Origin of the sequence: Variovorax sp. Root411 (assembly GCF_001425205.1) — a bacterium.
GTDB lineage: Bacteria > Pseudomonadota > Gammaproteobacteria > Burkholderiales > Burkholderiaceae_C > Variovorax.
Genome location: NZ_LMDW01000021.1, coordinates 52,999 through 69,681 on the forward strand (window position 1 = coordinate 52,999; position 16,683 = coordinate 69,681).

General features: G+C 64.8%; 16 protein-coding genes and 2 riboswitches. Of the genes, 6 read left to right on the top strand and 10 right to left on the bottom strand.

The annotated features are described in order from the left end of the window. Positions 1 to 3 precede the first annotated feature (3 nt). Positions 4 to 900, top strand: a complete 897-nt coding sequence (locus tag ASC92_RS28830) for a DUF6602 domain-containing protein (RefSeq protein ID WP_157609147.1) — start codon at positions 4 to 6, stop codon at positions 898 to 900. A 116-nt stretch (positions 901 to 1,016) separates the two neighbouring features. On the opposite strand, the gene ASC92_RS27080 is transcribed toward ASC92_RS28830, so the two are convergent. From ASC92_RS27080 to ASC92_RS27115, 8 genes are all read right to left on the bottom strand, one after another. Next, positions 1,017 to 2,822, bottom strand: a complete 1,806-nt coding sequence (locus ASC92_RS27080; protein WP_056522354.1) for a DUF262 domain-containing protein — start codon at positions 2,820 to 2,822, stop codon at positions 1,017 to 1,019. Positions 2,823 to 3,127: 305 nt separating this feature from the next. Further along, a riboswitch (glycine riboswitch) is annotated at positions 3,128 to 3,230 on the bottom strand. Between the two features lie 12 nt (positions 3,231 to 3,242). Continuing rightward, positions 3,243 to 3,333, bottom strand: a riboswitch (glycine riboswitch). Between the two features lie 44 nt (positions 3,334 to 3,377). Then, positions 3,378 to 3,785 carry a YkvA family protein gene (locus tag ASC92_RS27085; RefSeq protein ID WP_056522356.1) on the bottom strand — a complete coding sequence of 136 codons (408 nt, stop codon included), beginning with the start codon at positions 3,783 to 3,785 and terminating at the stop codon, positions 3,378 to 3,380. A 45-nt stretch (positions 3,786 to 3,830) separates the two neighbouring features. Next, positions 3,831 to 4,367: a hypothetical protein gene (locus ASC92_RS27090; RefSeq protein WP_056522358.1), complete on the bottom strand. Its 537-nt coding sequence runs from the start codon at positions 4,365 to 4,367 to the stop codon at positions 3,831 to 3,833. Positions 4,368 to 4,443: 76 nt separating this feature from the next. After that, on the bottom strand, positions 4,444 to 5,721 hold the full coding sequence (locus ASC92_RS27095; protein WP_056522361.1) for a TRAP transporter large permease: 1,278 nt from the start codon (positions 5,719 to 5,721) through the stop codon (positions 4,444 to 4,446). Then, positions 5,718 to 6,212 carry a TRAP transporter small permease gene (locus tag ASC92_RS27100; protein ID WP_056522364.1) on the bottom strand — a complete coding sequence of 165 codons (495 nt, stop codon included), beginning with the start codon at positions 6,210 to 6,212 and terminating at the stop codon, positions 5,718 to 5,720. Before ASC92_RS27100 ends, ASC92_RS27095 begins: the two co-directional genes overlap by 4 nt. Next, complete coding sequence (locus tag ASC92_RS27105) at positions 6,209 to 7,177, bottom strand: TRAP transporter substrate-binding protein (RefSeq protein WP_056522366.1); 969 nt, start codon at positions 7,175 to 7,177, stop codon at positions 6,209 to 6,211. The genes ASC92_RS27100 and ASC92_RS27105 overlap by 4 nt, the downstream gene beginning before the upstream one ends. 52 nt (positions 7,178 to 7,229) lie before the next feature. Beyond that, positions 7,230 to 8,249 (bottom strand): D-erythronate dehydrogenase, encoded by a 1,020-nt coding sequence (gene denD / locus ASC92_RS27110; protein ID WP_056522369.1) that lies wholly within the window; start codon positions 8,247 to 8,249, stop codon positions 7,230 to 7,232. Positions 8,250 to 8,364: 115 nt separating this feature from the next. Further along, the gene (locus ASC92_RS27115) at positions 8,365 to 10,062 is read right to left on the bottom strand and encodes an electron transfer flavoprotein-ubiquinone oxidoreductase (RefSeq protein ID WP_056522371.1); all 1,698 of its coding nucleotides are present in this window, start codon (positions 10,060 to 10,062) and stop codon (positions 8,365 to 8,367) included. 122 nt (positions 10,063 to 10,184) lie between these two features. On the opposite strand from ASC92_RS27115, the gene ASC92_RS27120 reads away from it, so the two are divergent. Both ASC92_RS27120 and ASC92_RS27125 read left to right on the top strand, forming a co-directional pair. After that, positions 10,185 to 10,967, top strand: coding sequence for an SDR family oxidoreductase (locus tag ASC92_RS27120; RefSeq protein WP_056522375.1), 783 nt, complete (start codon positions 10,185 to 10,187; stop codon positions 10,965 to 10,967). A 21-nt stretch (positions 10,968 to 10,988) separates the two neighbouring features. After that, complete coding sequence (locus ASC92_RS27125; protein ID WP_056522377.1) at positions 10,989 to 11,411, top strand: acyl-CoA thioesterase; 423 nt, start codon at positions 10,989 to 10,991, stop codon at positions 11,409 to 11,411. A 20-nt stretch (positions 11,412 to 11,431) separates the two neighbouring features. On the opposite strand, the gene ASC92_RS27130 is transcribed toward ASC92_RS27125, so the two are convergent. Both ASC92_RS27130 and ASC92_RS27135 read right to left on the bottom strand, forming a co-directional pair. Further along, complete coding sequence (locus tag ASC92_RS27130) at positions 11,432 to 12,784, bottom strand: sensor histidine kinase (protein WP_056522379.1); 1,353 nt, start codon at positions 12,782 to 12,784, stop codon at positions 11,432 to 11,434. Further along, positions 12,781 to 13,455, bottom strand: a complete 675-nt coding sequence (locus ASC92_RS27135) for a response regulator transcription factor (RefSeq protein ID WP_007834469.1) — start codon at positions 13,453 to 13,455, stop codon at positions 12,781 to 12,783. Before ASC92_RS27135 ends, ASC92_RS27130 begins: the two co-directional genes overlap by 4 nt. 142 nt (positions 13,456 to 13,597) lie before the next feature. Between ASC92_RS27135 and ASC92_RS27140 the strand changes: the two genes are divergently transcribed. From ASC92_RS27140 to ASC92_RS27150, 3 genes are read left to right on the top strand one after another with little or no spacing between them, the layout of a single operon-like run. Next, the gene (locus ASC92_RS27140) at positions 13,598 to 14,302 is read left to right on the top strand and encodes a phosphatase PAP2 family protein (RefSeq protein WP_056522382.1); all 705 of its coding nucleotides are present in this window, start codon (positions 13,598 to 13,600) and stop codon (positions 14,300 to 14,302) included. After that, positions 14,289 to 14,879: a phosphatase PAP2 family protein gene (locus ASC92_RS27145; protein WP_056522385.1), complete on the top strand. Its 591-nt coding sequence runs from the start codon at positions 14,289 to 14,291 to the stop codon at positions 14,877 to 14,879. The genes ASC92_RS27140 and ASC92_RS27145 overlap by 14 nt, the downstream gene beginning before the upstream one ends. A 46-nt stretch (positions 14,880 to 14,925) precedes the next feature. Further along, a complete protein-coding gene (locus tag ASC92_RS27150; protein ID WP_056522388.1) occupies positions 14,926 to 16,677 on the top strand; it encodes a phosphoethanolamine transferase in 1,752 nt (583 codons plus the stop codon). Positions 16,678 to 16,683 lie beyond the last annotated feature (6 nt).

The following is a 16,683-nucleotide window of genomic DNA, read 5'->3' on the forward strand; positions in this document are numbered from 1 at the left end:
ACTATGAATGATCTATACAACTTGCTGCGCGAGGATGCTCTGCAGCTGTCCAGTGAGTTCCGTAAGGCATCAATTCAAGGGCGTGGCACCTCGCAGGAGATTGCGGAATTCCGGGAAAACGCTGTTCAGGCATTCTTATCGCGTTATTTCCCTTTTCCGCATCGAATCGCCAAAGGCAAGGTGCGTGATTCGTATGGAAGCATCGCCGCATCCATAGATTGCATAATTTGTGCGCCAAATCATCCGTACACGGTTAGCGCTAAGGACAAATTCAGCCTTTTGCTGGCCGAAGGTGTGGATTCCGTCGTGGAGGTCAAACCCAACATCGCTGATAGAGCAGAACTTCACCGCGCCCTCGAACAGGGGCTAACTGTAAAGAAGCTGCGACGAGCGACTACCTCACTTCTCCATGATTTTCATCCGCTATCGGAGTGGGCGAAGCGTGTGCCTTTTGGCGTATTCGCGATGCAATGCAAAGCGTCGCCAATCGAAACGGGATTTGAGATCCTGGAGTTCTACGCAGATCGCGGCACGGACCCGGTCGATCAGGCGGATTTCATCGTCGTAAATGATGTGTGTGTCTTCTCCAACTTTGTCGATGCGTCGCTCAATCCGTGGAATTTAAATAGCAGCTATCCGAACAAAGTTGGATGGTTCTATGAGGGGTGGGGCGGGGATAGCTTGGTGGGTTTCTTGTGCAAACTGCATCGAGTAGCACATGCCAGCATCAAGATGCAAGAAGACGTCTTACCGCGGTACCTTACTCCGCCTGCAGAAGCGAGATTCAAGGTAGTTGATCTTGCGTACAAGTACGGCATCTATAGCGAGTGTCGCAAGCAGGCTGGATTCGATGCTCTTGAGGCGCAGCGTATCCTTCGGGCGATGGCTGAAGGGAGCTAACAGCAGCGCGTTTGCGCGGTTTTGCACAAAGTGCCTGATGTCGCCGCGGCGCTCGCGCACTTGGTGAAGGATGCCTCGATACACGAACGCGTCCAAGAAGCCTCGTTTGTGGGCGGCTACATCCCCGCTAAGAAGCGCTTGAATAGCTCTCCATACTGGGCGGCCGGCACCTCCGCCAGTTGGTTCCCATGCCGCACATAGAAGACGTTATTGAAGTTCGAGGGCTCTTCCTGCGCCTGGGCCTCAAAGACATAAACGGTCTTGTCATAGTAGCGAACCGACTTCACGTTGCGAGCAACATAGTCTCTCAACGGTTCAGACAGCGCCGACCTCTTGATTCGCGAAGTCAGCTCCATGAATAGATCATCGAGCGAGCGGCCCAGCGCCTTTGCCTCGTGCTCAACGCCGGTGATAAAGAATCTCTCAAATGGCTTGGCGTCTACTCCGTAGAGTTGTGTCACCCGTTCCGCATCGGCGCCGGTGTCGGCGACGCCAACAAGAACGTATCCGCGCACTCCCTTTCGGATGTTGGCAATGCCAGCCAGCGTTTTCAGGATTTTGTCGAAGCTGTCCTCATCAAAAGTGTGTTTGCCGTCAAGTCGAAGGAACCCCTGCTTGAAATCGTAGGCCGCTTGCTCCGTATACGACTGCGTGAGGATGTTTTCCATCTGCGTGATCCAACGCACCTGAGCCGGATCGTAGGCCTTGGCGGGGCCGAAAGCGGGGCCATAGACACCCGCGGCTCCGTTCACCAGATTGGCTCGGTCCTCCGCTCCCCAACGGCCACCCTCCGGCACTTGGATCTGCTTCCCACTGCCGTCCAACAGCTTGGCCAGCTGATCCTGATCAACAACCTCTTGGTTCTGAACCACCATCAGCTTGTGAAGCGCGAGGAAAACCACCTGAAAATACCGCGGCGCCCTCGGTGGCTGGTCACCCAGCAGCAATTGACCCAGCGTGCGGCCAGATCGATTGAGGGTTATCTTGAGCTGATCCAGAACCCGTTGAAAGTCCGCCGTAGCAACTTCGGTCGTGATTTTCTGAGTGGCCAACTCGATTTGCGCGTGCCTCTGTTGCTGCGGTTCTCCCTCGCTGTATCCGAAGAAGTCATCAAGTACCTCGCTGCGCGACGGCGGTTTCGGCTCCAGAAGCATGAACGCCAAGATGTCGGCGATGATTTCCTCATCCCTCGACTCCCGCACTTGTTCCTTGGTCAGGACGCCTTGCTTGATCCAGAAGACCTCGTCCACGTCGATGCCGTAAGGCAGCTCTCGGTTGGTGATCGAGATTTTTTTCATCTCGTTCAGCGGCAGTTCATCCGAGGCCGAAACGTCGCCTCGCACCTTGGCGGCGATGTAGCGAACCGCTTGAGCAAAGTGACCGGTCGAGCCCGCAATTCGAAGTTCTTGCCGCGAGAGCTTCCGACCTCCCGAGTTGATTCGACGAAAAACCTCGTCCACGTCTCCATCTCCGGCGAACTCGTAGATCGAAAGCGGCACGGTATACGAGGCAATCTGCACACATGCGTCTCGGGAAAGAAGGGGCTCACGCTGCACAAGCTTTCCTGCATCCAAGAGAGCCTTCGTTTCAGCCATCGTGTTCAGGTCGAAAAAGCGCCCGTCTACGCCGTACTCGTTTTCGATGTACCCAAAGACCGCATTCAAGCGTTGCATGCCATCAATGATTTCGAATTGGGTGGGGCCGGCGCCTGTCGCCTTGCGCTCGGCTAGGAGCACGATGGGCACCGGGTATCCGTTGATGATCGAGTCGATGAAGCTGCGCTTCTCCTCGAGCGACCAGACCAGCTTGCGCTGGTACCGACGATTCACGATGTACCGCCAAGCTTGGTAGTTCCCGAAGATGCGTTCGACGGACTCCCCCTTGACGGTAAGGTCCTGCCTAGCCTTCTGTGCTTCGACCATGGGTTGATTTCCTTGCTGTATATCGCTAGCGTAGCCGATTGCAGTCGTTGCAACTGGACCTGACTGAAGGGACCACATCTGCGAAACGCCAGGGGCGCGGCGTCGGGAGATTGCGTGGATTCAATGGCGCGTCACCGGCCAACAGGACGAGATGCCCCCTTGCCCCCGGCAAGGAGAAAGAGCCCCAGAAAGTACCCCCCAATACGACCGATTCAATCCTATAGATCGTGAAACGTAGTACTCCCAAGTGCTTTCCCACAGAGGGAAACGTAGAGGATTTTTGGACGGGGTTGGACGGGGATGGACTGTATCGGACAGCTTGCTTGCCTGAGAGATTCGCCCCACGATCGGGGTTTGCTCCTTCGGTGGGCCGTTACTTGGCAACGGCCTCTCTCCAGCAAGGAAGCACCGGTGTTCACCAGTGCCTTGTCAGTCCTTTTGCCTGAGCGTTCGGGAATCCCCTGCGCCTTCGGCGGCCCCGGCATGCGGGGCTCTCTCCTGACCCGGCGAGTGTAGTGGATCGCGCGGCCCGCAGCCTCGGACTTGCCCTTCACCCTATCGCGACCACAGGCGCCATGCCGCGACGCCGACGGCGATCCACACGGCCACGACAAGCGCGGCGCCATACCGGCTGGTCGGCCTGGCCCCCGACTTCTGCATCCAGTCGTCGGCTTGCCGGCGGCACTCCGCGAGCACCGGCGGCGGAATCAGCCGGATCGCCAGCCAGATCAGCCCCGGCAGCAGGAGAACGTCGTCGAGGTAGCCCAGGACCGGGATGAAGTCGGGAATGAGGTCGATCGGGCTGAGCGCGTAGGCGACCACGAACATGCCCAGTGCCTTGGCATACCACGGGGTGGAGGCATGCCGGCCGGCGAACCACAGCGTGACGCCGTCGCGCTTGACGCGCCGGGCCCAGGCTCGGAGCCGGGCGGATAGGGGCGGTTTTTCAGGGGTGGAGTCCACCTCGCGATGGTGTCACAGGCCGGATTTGCGCCCGTGGTGCGCTCTTCAATGAACGATTTCAGCCGGCGGCAGCAGCCGGTCGATGCGCTCGCGCAGCGATTCGGCTCGCTCCACCCCGGCGGTTTTCTCGATCTCGGTCAGCATCAGCGCGGCGATGGTCAGCATGGCCTCGCGGTCGCGGGCTTCTCGCAGGGCATCGCGCATCTGCAGCGCGAACTTCGGGTCGCGCCGCACGAACATTCGCTCGCAGATGTCGAACAGGAACATGCGCGTGGTGGCAAGCGAGCGCTTGCCGTCGAAGGTATCGGCCGAGGTGGGGAGGCGGATCGGTTCGTCGGCGGGGATCGGCGCGGGCTGGGCGGGTGCCGGTGCGCCCGCGGCCTGCGGGTTCTGCAGATAGCCCCGCTGCACCAGCGCCTGGATCGCCAGTTCGGCTTCACGCCGGTCGGGGAACAGCGCGCTGAAGTCGGTCAACGAGCGCCGGCCGTCGGCCATCAGCAGCAGCGCGCGCTCGCGCTGGCTGAGCGTGCGCTGCCCGGCCTGGAGTTCGTCGCGCGCCTTGTCGGTCTTGGTGGGAAACATGGCAGCCACAGCTTTGGGGAGTCGAATGCCGAAGCATCGCTGCAAGTGGTGACATCTTCGTGAACCGTTGCAACGGCTACCTGGCGTAGACCAGGTCCCGCAACGCGAGCGAGATCCACGGCACGTAGGTGATCACCATCAGGCAGGCCAGGATCACCAGCACGAAGGGCACCAGGTATTTCACGATCCGGTCCAGCGATATGCGGGCCACCGTGCAGGCCGCGAACAGGTTCACGCCGAAGGGCGGGGTGATCATGCCCAGCGCGAGGTTCACCACCATGATCAGCCCGAAGTGCACCGGGTCGATGCCGAAGTGCACTGCCACCGGCGCCAGGATAGGCGCGAGCACGATGATGGCCGCACTGGTCTCGATGAACATGCCGATGATGAACAGCGCAGCGTTCACGCCCAGCAGGAACATCGCGGGCGACTTCAGCACTTCCTGCAGCCAGTGGCCGATGGCGTCGGGCACGCCTGCGCGCGTGATCAGGAACGCGAACAGCCCCGCGTTGGCGATGATGAACATGATCACCGCCGACGACAGCACCGACTTGCGCAGGATCGCGTACAGGTCCTGCAGCTTGATCTCGCGGTAGATCACTATGCCCACCACCAGCGCGTAGAACACCGCCACCGCCGAGGCCTCGGTCGGCGTGAAGATGCCGCCGTAGATGCCGCCCAGGATGATCACCGGCATCAGCAGCGCCCAGCCGGCCTGCCACAGCGCGCGGCCGAAGGGCATGCGGCCGTCGCCGTCGTTCTTGCCCCAGCCCTTCCACTTGCAGTAGACCCACACGAACAGCATGAGCGCCAGGCTGATCAGGATGCCCGGGCCGAAACCCGCAATGAACAGCTCGCCGATCGACACCTCGGCGCTCACGCCGTAGAGGATCATCGGGATCGAGGGCGGGATGATCACGCCCAGCTCGGCGCTGGTGGCCTGCAGCGCCGCCGCGTACGCCGTGGGGTAGCCGTGCTTGATGAGCGCCGGGATCAGGATGGCGCCGATAGCGAAGGTGGTGGCCACCGACGAGCCCGACACCGCCGCGAAGATCATGCAGGTGAGCACGCAGGTCATGGGCAGGCCGCCCTGCACGCCGCCCACGATGCTCTTGGCGAACTCGACCAGCCGGCGCGAGATGCCGCCGGTTTCCATCAGGTTGCCGGCCAGGATGAAGAACGGGATGGCCGCCAGCGGAAACTTGTTGATCGCGTTGAACATCTCCTTCACGGAGATCAGCATGTTGGCGTTGGCCACCTGGATGCCCAGGATCGACGCCAGCCCGATGGACACGGCCACCGAGATCGACAGTGCGAAGCACACCACCATCGTTGCAACCATCACGACACTCATTGCGCGGTCTCCAGTTCGAGCCGCTTGGGATCGAGAAAATTGCCGACGATGCCGAACAGGCAGAACAGCGAGCCGACCGGCAGCGCCAGGTAGGACCACATCATGGAGAGGCTCTCGAGCCCGGCCATCGATTGCACGCGCCCGCGCATCGCATAGTCCCAGCCCCACCAGAGGATGACGAGCATCAGGGCCAGCGCCGCAATGCTCACCACCGCGTCGAGCACGCGGCGCACGCGCGGCGGGCTCCAGCGGTAGAGCACGTCCACGCTCACCATCGCGCCCTGGCGGAACGCCATCGGGATGCCCAGGAACACCATCCAGATGAGGCTCACGCGGATCAGGATCTCGCTCCACTCGGCCGGCTGCTCAAGCACGAAGCGGGTGATGATCTGGAACACGCCCAGGGCCGATGCAATGACCAGCATCACGCAGGCCAGGACCATCGAGACGCCGGTGGTCCAGCGCTCGATGCCGAGGAATTTTTCTTTCACTTGTAGTCGCGGATCTTGTCGAGATTCGCCTTGCCGAATTCCTTTTCGAACTGGGCGTTCACCGGTGCCAGCGCGGCGACGAACTTGGCCTTGTCGACGTTGTCGATCACGGTCATGCCCTTGGCGCGCAGGTCGGCCACGCCCTTTGCGTCGTCCTCGTCGACACGCGCACGGTTGGCCTTGGTGCCTTCCTTGGCGGCGTCGAGGAAGGCCTGCTTGTCGGCGGCGCTGAGCTTGTCGAAGCTCGCCTTGTTCATCAGGAAGATGCAGGGCGAGTAGACGTGGCCCGTGAGCGACAGGTGCTTTTGCACCTGGTCGAACTTGGCCGAGATGATGACCGGCAGCGGATTCTCCTGGCCGTCGACCGTGCCCTGCTGCAGCGCGGTGAACACCTCGGGGAAGGCCATCGGCGTGGTGATGATGCCGAAGCCCTTGTAGGCCGCGATGTGCACCGGGTTCTCCATGGTGCGCATCTTCAGGCCCTTGAGGTCTTCGGGGGCCTTCACGTCGCGCTTGCTGTTGGTCATGTGGCGAAAGCCGTTCTCGGCCCAGGCCAGCGCCTTGAAGCCCTTGGCGTCGAACTTGGTCAGCAGGTCCTGTCCGATGGGGCCGTCGAGCACAGCGCGCGCATGGGCCTTGTCGCGGAACAGGAAGGGCACGTCGAGGATCTTGGTCTCGGGCACGAAGTTGGGCACCGGGCCGGTCGAGGAGAAGGCCAGTTCCTGCGTGCCCAGCTGCACCGCCTCGATCGACTCGCGCTCGCCGCCCAGCGAGCCGTTGTAGAAGGTCTGCACCTTGTAGCGGCCCCCCGTGCGCTTCTCGACTTCCTTGGCGAAGGTGTCGATGGCCACGCCCTGGTGGGAGTTCTGTGCCGTCGAGATGCTGATCTTCATGGTCGTCTGCGCGAAGGCGACCGAACTCAGGGCGAGCGAAAGGCAGGCGGCGGCGATGGGGCCGAATTTCATGGTGTCTCCGGGGAGTTGGGGTCAGGAGCGCGTCAGGCGCGCTTGACCTCGACTATGCAACACCGGGGAGCTTCACCGCGTCGGGATTTTCACGGACGTACTCGCGAATGACCGTCTCGAAGCTCTCGTCGCAGCCAAGGCCCAGCGCCTTGGCGCGCACGGTCTCGATGCGGCCGGGCCAAGTCTTCACGATGCGCATGATCGCCGGGTCGGGCGTGCGATCGAGCAGGGCGGTGGCGGCCTTGCCGGCCACGCGCTCCAGCGCCGCGGCCATCTCGCCGACGGTGGTGGCCAGCGACGGCAGGTTGAGCGCGGTGCGCGGGCCCCACTGCGCATCGCTGGCCTCGGCGGCGCGGATGATGCCTTCGATGGTGCGCGCGGGTGACGCAATGGCGACAGGCGTTTCGTCGGGCACGGGGCAGGCCGCGCGCAGGCCGGCCAGCGGCTCGCGGATCATGCCGCTGAAGAAGCCCGAGGCCGCGCCGTTGGGCTTGCCCGGGCGCACGCTCACCGTCATGAGCCGCACGCTGCGCCCGCGCACGAAGCCCTTGCGCGTGAAGTCGGCCACCAGCTGCTCGCCGATGAATTTCTGGATGCCGTAGCTGGTCTGAGGCGTGGGCAGCGTGTGGTCTTCGATGACCTTCGGCAGCGGCTGCTCGGGCGAATCGCCGAACACCGCGAGCGAGCTGGCGAACACCAGCACCGGCTTCGTGCCGAGCGCACGCACCCGTTCGAGCAACGCGTGCGTGGCTGCGAAATTGCTGCGCATGCCGAGGTCGAAGTCGGCCTCGCATTCGCCGCTCACGGCCGCGGCCAGGTGGAAGATGGCATCGGCTTCGCGCCAGACGGCCGCGTCTGCATCGGGCGAGAGTTGCGCGTTGAGGTCGCCCGTCACGGTGGCGATGCGCGCATCGGCTGCGAGGTCGGCGGGCGCGCGCACGCGGTCGACCAGTGTGATGCGCTCGATCGGCCGGGCCGGTGCTCCGGCCAGCGAGAGGGTGCCTCGCTTCAACAGCGTGCGGGCGAGGCGAGCGCCCAGAAAACCGGCGCCGCCGGTGATGACGATGTGCATGGGTTTTGTCTCCTGTGAGCCGCCAGAATACGCGAGGCTCCGGCAACACGAAGCACGGCGGGGGCGGAAATGAAAAAGCCCTCCGAAGAGGGCTCGCCGACAAAGCAAGGAGGCCTTACATGCCCACGTAGTTCGGTCCGCCGCCGCCTTCGGGCGTGACCCACACGATGTTCTGCGTCGGGTCCTTGATGTCGCAGGTCTTGCAGTGCACGCAGTTCTGCGCATTGATCTGCAGGCGCTGCTTGCCGTCCTCGGTGCCCACGAACTCGTACACGCCGGCCGGGCAGTAGCGGCTCTCGGGGCCGGCGAACTTGGCGAGGTTGATGTTGACCGGCACCGTCGCGTCCTTCAGCGTCAGGTGGGCCGGCTGCTGCTCTTCATGGTTGGTGTTGCTGATGAACACGCTGGAGAGGCGGTCGAAGGTGAGCTTGCCGTCCGGCTTCGGATAGACGATGGGCTTGCACTCCGAGGCGGGCTTCAGGTAGAGGTGGTCGGGCTTGTTGCGGCGCAGCGTCCATGGAATGTGGCCCTTGAGCAGCCACTGCTCGATGCCGTTCATGAAGGTTGCGATACCCAGGCCCTTCTTGAACCAGGCCTTGAAGTTGCGCGCCTTGTTCAGCTCGGCGTACAGCCAGCTCTTCTCGAACGCGGCCGGATAGGCCGTGAGTTCGTCATGCTGGCGGCCGGCCTGCACCGCCTCGAAGGCGGCTTCGGCGCACAGCATGCCGGTCTTGATGGCGGCATGGCTGCCCTTGATGCGGCTCACGTTCAGGTAGCCGGCTTCGCAGCCGACCAGCGCGCCACCCGGGAACACCGTCTTGGGCAGCGACATCAGGCCACCGGCCGTGATGGCGCGCGCGCCGTAGCCGATGCGCTTGGCCGGCTTGATGCCCTTGGCCTCGTCGCCTTCGAGGTACCAGCGGATGTTGGGGTGCAGCTTCCAGCGCTGCATTTCCTCGAACGGGCTCAGGTAGGGGTTGCTGTAGTCCAGGCCGGTGATGAAGCCCATGGTGACCTTGTTGTCCTCCATGTGATAGAGGAAGGCGCCGCCGTAGGTGTCGCTCTTCATCGGCCAGCCTGCGGTGTGCAGCACGAAGCCGGGCTGGTGGCGCTTGGGGTCGATCTCCCACACTTCCTTGACGCCGAGGCCGTAGGTCTGCGGGTCCTTGCCGGCGTCGAGCTTGTACTTCGCGATGAGCTGGCGGCCGAGGTGGCCGCGCGCGCCTTCGGCGAACACGGTGTACTTGCCTAGCAGCTCCATGCCGAGCTGGAAGTTCTCGGTGGGCTCGCCGTCCTTGCCCACGCCCATGTTGCCGGTGGCCACGCCGCGCACCGAGCCGTCTTCGTTGTAGAGCACTTCCGCTGCGGGGAAGCCGGGGAAGATCTCGACGCCCATGTTCTCGGCCTGCTGCGCCAGCCACTTGGTGAAGGCGCCGAGGCTGATGATGTAGTTGCCGTGGTTCTGGAAGCAGGCCGGCAGGAACAGGTTGGGGGTGCGCAGGCCCGACTTCTCGCCGAGGAACACCATCGCGTCGTCGGTCACGGGCTGGTTGAGCGGCGCGCCGAGTTCCTCCCAGTCGGGCAGCAGCTCGTTGAGTGCGCGCGGGTCCATGATGGCGCCCGAGAGGATGTGCGCGCCGGGCTCCGAGCCCTTTTCGAGCACCACGACCGAGATTTCTTTCTCGTGCTGCGCGGCCAACTGCTTGAGCCGGATCGCGGTCGAGAGGCCGGCCGGGCCGCCGCCGACCACGACCACGTCGTATTCCATGGCTTCGCGAGGGCCGAACTGGGCGAGGATTTCGTCGTGGGTCATGTGGGTTGGGTCGATAATGATTTTTCGAGGCGCGGGGCATTTTATGCGGCGTCCGCGGACGGTCCGTGTCACTTGCGGACGGGTCCGTTTCGTTACCTGCGCGACTCCACGGGATCCAGTTCATGGCTTACAGCATCGATCTTTCCGGCCGCGTGGCCTTCGTCACCGGCGCCTCCAGCGGGCTCGGCGCCCAGTTCGCGAAAACCCTCGCCCGTGCCGGTGCCGCCGTGGTGCTGGCCAGCCGCCGCGTCGAGAAGCTCAAGGAGCTGCGCGCACGCATCGAAGGCGAGGGCGGCGACGCCCACGTGGTCGAGCTCGACGTGACCGACATCGGCAGCATCAAGGCCGCGGTCGCGCGCGCGGAAACCGAGGTCGGCCCCATCGACATCCTGGTCAACAACTCGGGCGTGAGCACCACGCAGCGCCTGCAGGACGTGACGACCGACGACTACGACTACATCTTCGACACCAACGTGAAGGGCTCCTTCTTCGTCGCGCAGGAAGTCGGCAAGCGCATGCTGGCGCGCGCCACGGGCACGGCACCGGGCACCTACATCGGCGGGCGGATCATCAACATCGCCTCGTCGGCGGCGCTCAAGGTCATGCCGCAGATCGGCACCTATTGCATGAGCAAGGCCGCGGTGGTACAGATGACCAAGGCCATGGCGCTCGAATGGGGCCGCTTCGGCATCAACGTGAACGCGCTGTGCCCGGGCTACATCGCGACCGAACTCAACGAGGAGCACTGGACCACCGAGGCAGGCGCCAGGCTGGTCGGCATGCTGCCGCGCAAGCGCGTGGGCAAGCCCGAGGACCTGGACGGCCTGATCGTGCTGCTGGCCAGCGGCGAGAGCCATTTCGTGAACGGTGCCGTCATTGCGGCCGACGACGGCTTCGCGCTCTGAGTCCGCGGGCAAGGTAGACCGATGAGAATCGAAATCCCCGAAAAGAAGAAGCTCGTCTATGAAACGTCGATCCCGATCCGCTGGGGCGACATGGACGCCATGGGCCACCTGAACAACGGCACCTACTTCCGCTATCTCGAAACCGCCCGCATCGACTGGATGCATTCCATCGGCTTCGAGCCCGAGCCGGGCGGCGAGGGCATGGTGATCGTCAATGCCTTCTGCAATTTCTACCGCCAGATCGAGTACCCGGGCAGCGTGCTGCTCAAGATGTACGTGAGCGACCCCGGCCGTACCACCTTCGAAAGCTGGGCCACGATGGCGCGCGAGGAAGAACCCGGCGTCATCTGCGCGGCCGGCGGCGCAACCACCATCTGGGTCGACTTCCCGAAGCAGAAGGCGCTGGCGCTGCCCGACTGGCTGCGCACGCTGGTGAGCGACTGAGCAGGAGCCGCTGACGCAGCTCAGGCCGGCTGCAGCACGATGCGAGCTTCGAAGCCATGCGCCGCGCCCGCCGGCGGCGACGAGAGGTCGAGCTTCGCGGCGTGCTTCTCGACGATGATGCCCACGATCGAGATGCCCAGGCCGTAGCCGGCGCGGTCTGAGCTGTGGCGCACGTGGCGCTCGCGCAGGGTTTCGAGCTGCGCGGGCTGCACGCCAGGGCCGAAGTCCCGCACGGCAAGGGTGCAGGGCGTCATCACCTCGACGACGACGCGGCCACCCCCGTAGCGCAGCGCGTTCTCCACCAGGTTGCGCAGCGCGATCGCAAGTGCATCGAAGTCGCCGAGGGCCAGCGGCATGGCGCTGTCGGGTACCTTGAGCACGAGGCGCTCGGTGTTGCGCGGGTCTTGCCAGAAGTCCTGCGCCACGGCGCCGGCGAGCTGCACAAGGTCGACCCGGGTGCGCGTGAGCGAAGCGCCGGATTCCGCGCGCGACAGCTGCAGCAGCTTCTCGGTGCGGTGGCTGAGGGCGCGCAGCGCATCGAGCGCGGCCTGCACGTCGTTGCGCTGCAGGTCGTGTTCGAGCGCGGTCTGCAGCCGCAGGCGGGCGGCGGCAAGCGGTGTGCGCAGTTCGTGCGCGGCGTTGGCCGCCAGGGCGCGCTCCACGTCGAGCGAGTGCGCCAGCCGCTCCAGCAGCCGGTTGACGTGGTCGCCGACGGTGCGCAACTCCCTCGGCAGGCCGGGCAGGGCGATCGGGCTCAGGTCGGCGCCGCTGCGTTTCTCGATCTCGCCCGCCAGCTCTTGCAGCGCCCGCAGTTCGGCGCGCGCCACGTTGCGCAGCACCAGCGCGAGCAGCGGCAGCACCGCGCCGAGCGGAATGATCAGGCCGAAGAGCGTGCGGTTGAGGGCATGGCGGCGTTCGTCGAGCGGGTCCGCCACCTGGAGGAACAGGCCCAGCGCCGGATGGCGCACGGTGTAGATGCGCCAGCTCGGATTGTTCGCGAAGCCGGCGGCCAGCGGCACGTCGAAGGTGTCCGCAGGCGCTTCGGCGGAGCGCAGCAGCACGTGCTCGTGCAGGTCGACGATCTGGTAGATCACCGCGTCTTCGGAGAACAGCTGCTTGGGCGCGATCAGCGGTTCGCGCGGCGGCTCCTGCCCGGGTTGCTGCAGCCTTTCCAGTTCCTGCACGGCCATCGCGAACATGCGGTGCGAAACCTCGACCATTTCGTTGTCGAAGTTGTGGTTGATCTCGCGGTCCACATACCAGACCACGGCGAACACGCACAGCAGCCACACGCCGCCGACCCAAAGGATCAGCGTGCGGGTCAGCCGGCCCGCGAGCGTGTCGCGGCCGGCCACGAGCTTGTTCAGGCTCATTCGTCGTCGTCCGCCGAGAACGACAGGCGATAGCCAAGGCCGCGCAGCGTCTGGATGTGGTTGCGCCCCAGCTTGCGCCGCAGGCGGCTGATGAAGACCTCGAGCGTGTTGCTGTCGGCCTCGTCGCCGAAGCCGTACAGCGCATCGGCAAGGTTCTCGCGCGTGTGGATGCGCTCGGGGCGCGTGGCCATGACGCGCAGCAGCGCCCATTCCTTCTGCGTCAGCGTGATCGGCGAGCCGTCCTTGCGCACCATGTCGTGCGCCAGGTCGATCTCCAGCGTGCCGAGCTGCAGCACCGGCGAGCTGCTCGCGCTGCGGCGGCGCTCGACCGCGCGCAGGCGCGCCAGCAGCTCGGCCGGGTCATAGGGCTTGATGAGGTAGTCGTCGGCGCCGGCGTCCAGGCCGCGGATGCGGTCGGTCACCTGGTCGCGTGCCGTCAGCACGATGACGATGGGGCGCTCGGGCAGGGCGCGCACCTGCGGCAGCAGCGAGAGGCCGTCGCCGTCGCCCAGGTGCAGGTCGAGCAGCACAGCCGCGTATTGCACCGAAAGCAGGGCGCCGCGGGCATCGGCCAGACTCGAAGCCACGTCGACCACGAAGGCCTTGGCCAGCAGGTAGCTGCAGACGGCATCTGCCAACGCAGTGTCATCTTCGACCAGCAATATGCGCACGCCATGTCCTTCCAACAAAAAATGGAGTCTAGCGCTGCCCGGTTGCACGGGGCCTGCCAGTCAGGTTCGGTTCATCTTGCTTCAGGCTGGGTTCATTCCGCGAACGTAGGCTCGCGTCTGTTTTTCAGTCCCGCCTTCGTTCATGACACGTTTCCCGCTATTTCGCCTGGGGGTACTGACCCTTCTTGCATTGGTTGCACTGATGGCATGGGACGCGACGGGGGCAGACTTGGCGCTGGCGCGCATGGCGGGTTCGCACATGGGTTTTCCCTTGCGCGACAACCCTATCATGGTTCATGTGATGCATGAGGGCGCCCGGAATCTGAGCTGGGCGCTCGTGATCGCGCTGTTCGCCGCGATCCGGTGGCCGTTCGGCTTCCTGCGCCGCCTGAGTACCGGGGGGCGCGCCCAGCTGGCGCTCACGGTGCTGGCCTCGGTAATCGCCGTCAGCGTGCTCAAGCATGCCAGCCAGACCAGCTGCCCGTGGGACCTGCAGGAGTTCGGCGGTGCTGCACGGTATGTGTCGCACTGGTCGTGGGGTGTCAACGATGGCGGGCCGGGCGGGTGTTTCCCTGCCGGCCATGCGTCAGCAGCCTTTGCCTACGTGGGCGGGTACTTCGTGCTTCGCCGGGTGTCGCCGCGCGCGGCGGTGATCTGGCTGGGGGTGTCCGTGGTTGCGGGGTTCATGCTGGGTGCGTCGCAGCAACTGCGCGGCGCCCACTACATGAGCCACACCCTCTGGACCGCCTGGGTCTGCTGGGTGGTGGGCTTCGCCATCGAGGTCGCGGTGACTCGCTTCAACTCGCGCACGCTGAAGCCGGCGATGCCCGCACATGCAGGATCTTGATTTCGCACTGTTCAGGCTGATCAACGCGGACCCTTCGGTGCCGGCGTGGAGCCTGCGTGTCGCCGAGTTCTCCTCCAACCTGCTGCCGGCCCTGCTGACGCTCGCCATCGGGGTCTGCGCGCTGTTCAGCCGACGCTGGCGCCATGCGCTGTTCACGGTGCTGGTGAGCGTGCTGGCCGTGTGGCTGATCGTGAACATGATCCGCACGCTGGTGCCGGTTCCCCGGCCCGCGTTCTATGGCCTTGGCATCCAGTGGGTGCCCCAGGGCGTGCGGCCCGGCTTTCCGAGCCTGCATGCGGCCGGAACCTTTGCCGCCGCCTTTTCGCTCTGGTTCCTGCCTTCTCGCGCACCCATGCTGGCGGCGCTGCTGGTGGCCATTGCGGTGGCCTGGAGCCGGGTGTTCCTGGGCCTGCATTTCCCTTCCGACATCGTGGCGGCGGCAATGCTGGGCGCAGTGGTGTCGATCATCGTGGAGCGCGGCGTCAGCCGGCCGCTGAGCCTGGCCGCTGGCGGCGCGCTCGCGGCACGCAGGCGCGCGAAAATGCGACTGCGCCGGGCCAGCCTGAACACCGACTGAAGGGGCAATTCAGGCTCGCTTCAGGCGGACTCGCTACATTCGCCGCATGTCTGTTTCGCGAATCGAACCCGCACCACTGCAGCGGGCGGGCACTTCTGAATCCCAAACGCCGTACCCACAAGCCTCCGGCTCGTCGTGGGAGCGCTTCAACCTGTGGCTGGAGCAGCCGCGTTCGCCCGCCGTGCTCGTCCTGTGGCTTAGCCTTTACCTCGTACTGACGACCAACTGGCCGCTGTGGAACGAGCTGGCCCGCATCGGCGGCGCGCCGAGCACCTACATGTCCACCATCATGGCCATGAGCCTGCTCACGCTGTGCGGCTCAGCGGCCATGCTGTCGTTGACCGCCTGGTCGCGCTGGATGAAGCCCCTGTGGCTTGCCGTGGTCGTGCTGGCCGCGGTGGTCCAGCACTACATGCTCCAGTACCGCGTGGTGATGGACCCGACCATGATCGCCAACGCGCTGCAGACCGATCCGAACGAGGCGCGCGACCTGCTGAGCTGGCGCATGGCCTTCAACGTCGGCGTGGTCGTCCTGCCCGCGGCCTGGCTGCTGTGGCGGGTGCGTGTCACGCCGATGCGCATTCTGTCGAAGCTCTGGCGCAACGCCGCGCTGCTGCTGCTGTCGGTGCTCGTCGCGCTGGGTGCGGCCGTGTCCATGAACCGCGAGCTGGCGCCGCTGATGCGCAACAACATTCATCTGCGCTACATGATGAACCCCATCGCGACCCTCTATTCCACCGGCTCGCTGTTCATCAAGCCGCTGTTCAGGCGCAGCGGCAAGTTGATTCCGATCACCGCCGGCACGGCGCTGGGCGCCAGCTATGCGGCCCAGACCAAGCCGCCGCTGTTCGTGGTGGTGGTGGGCGAGACGGCTCGCGCCGACCACTTCGCACTCAACGGCTATGCGCGCGACACCACGCCCGAACTCGCCAGGCGCGGCGTGCTGAGCTACCGCGAGGTGCATTCCTGCGGCACCAACACGCTGGCCTCAGTGCCGTGCATGTTCTCGCCGCTGGGCAAGGAAGGCTACGAATCGCGCAAGGACGACTACGAGACGCTGGTCGACGTGCTGCAGGCCGCGGGCCTGGCCGTGTTCTGGCTCGACAACCAGGCCGGCTGCAAGGGTGTGTGCGTCCGCGTGCCGAACGCATCGGCCTTCGACGGCCTCGATGCCCCCACCAAGAAGGCGCTGTGCGACGGCGACGAATGCCTCGACGACGTGATGCTCAAGGGCCTCGATGAGCGCATCGCCGCGCTGCCGGCCGAGCGCCGCGCCAAGGGCGTCGTGCTGGTGATGCACCAGATGGGCAGTCACGGCCCGGCCTACTACAAGCGATCGGCGCCCGACGTGAAGCGCTTCCTGCCCGAGTGCAAGACCAATGCACTGGCCGAGTGCGGCCACGCCGAGCTCATGAACGTGTACGACAACTCGATCGTGCAGACCGACCGCTTCCTCGGCCAGACCATCGACTGGCTCAAGGCCCAATCGAAGCAGTACGAACCGGCGATGCTGTACGTGAGCGACCACGGCGAGTCGCTCGGCGAATATGGCCTGTTCCTGCACGGCGTGCCGTACAGCTTCGCGCCGGAGGCGCAGAAGCACGTGCCGATGGTCACGTGGTTCAGCGAAGGCATGAGCCAACGGCGCAAGCTCTCGCGTTCGTGCATGGAAGCGGGGCTCGACACGCCGCTCACGCACGACAACCTGTACCACACGGTGCTGGGCGTGATGGACGTGACCACGCCGACCTACAAGCCGGCGCTGGATGCGCTGGCTTCTTGCCGCGGCAAGGGCTGAGGGGAT

Coding starts and splice junctions, on each gene's coding strand:
- ASC92_RS27115 (WP_056522371.1), bottom strand. CDS start 10,062: ATGACCCACGACGAAATCCTCGCCCAGTTCGGCCCTCGCGAAGCCATG.
- ASC92_RS27125 (WP_056522377.1), top strand. CDS start 10,989: ATGAGAATCGAAATCCCCGAAAAGAAGAAGCTCGTCTATGAAACGTCG.
- ASC92_RS28830 (WP_157609147.1), top strand. CDS start 4: ATGAATGATCTATACAACTTGCTGCGCGAGGATGCTCTGCAGCTGTCC.
- ASC92_RS27095 (WP_056522361.1), bottom strand. CDS start 5,721: ATGAGTGTCGTGATGGTTGCAACGATGGTGGTGTGCTTCGCACTGTCG.
- ASC92_RS27105 (WP_056522366.1), bottom strand. CDS start 7,177: ATGAAATTCGGCCCCATCGCCGCCGCCTGCCTTTCGCTCGCCCTGAGT.
- ASC92_RS27150 (WP_056522388.1), top strand. CDS start 14,926: ATGTCTGTTTCGCGAATCGAACCCGCACCACTGCAGCGGGCGGGCACT.
- ASC92_RS27145 (WP_056522385.1), top strand. CDS start 14,289: ATGCAGGATCTTGATTTCGCACTGTTCAGGCTGATCAACGCGGACCCT.
- denD (WP_056522369.1), bottom strand. CDS start 8,249: ATGCACATCGTCATCACCGGCGGCGCCGGTTTTCTGGGCGCTCGCCTC.
- ASC92_RS27080 (WP_056522354.1), bottom strand. CDS start 2,822: ATGGTCGAAGCACAGAAGGCTAGGCAGGACCTTACCGTCAAGGGGGAG.
- ASC92_RS27120 (WP_056522375.1), top strand. CDS start 10,185: ATGGCTTACAGCATCGATCTTTCCGGCCGCGTGGCCTTCGTCACCGGC.
- ASC92_RS27140 (WP_056522382.1), top strand. CDS start 13,598: ATGACACGTTTCCCGCTATTTCGCCTGGGGGTACTGACCCTTCTTGCA.
- ASC92_RS27090 (WP_056522358.1), bottom strand. CDS start 4,367: ATGTTTCCCACCAAGACCGACAAGGCGCGCGACGAACTCCAGGCCGGG.
- ASC92_RS27130 (WP_056522379.1), bottom strand. CDS start 12,784: ATGAGCCTGAACAAGCTCGTGGCCGGCCGCGACACGCTCGCGGGCCGG.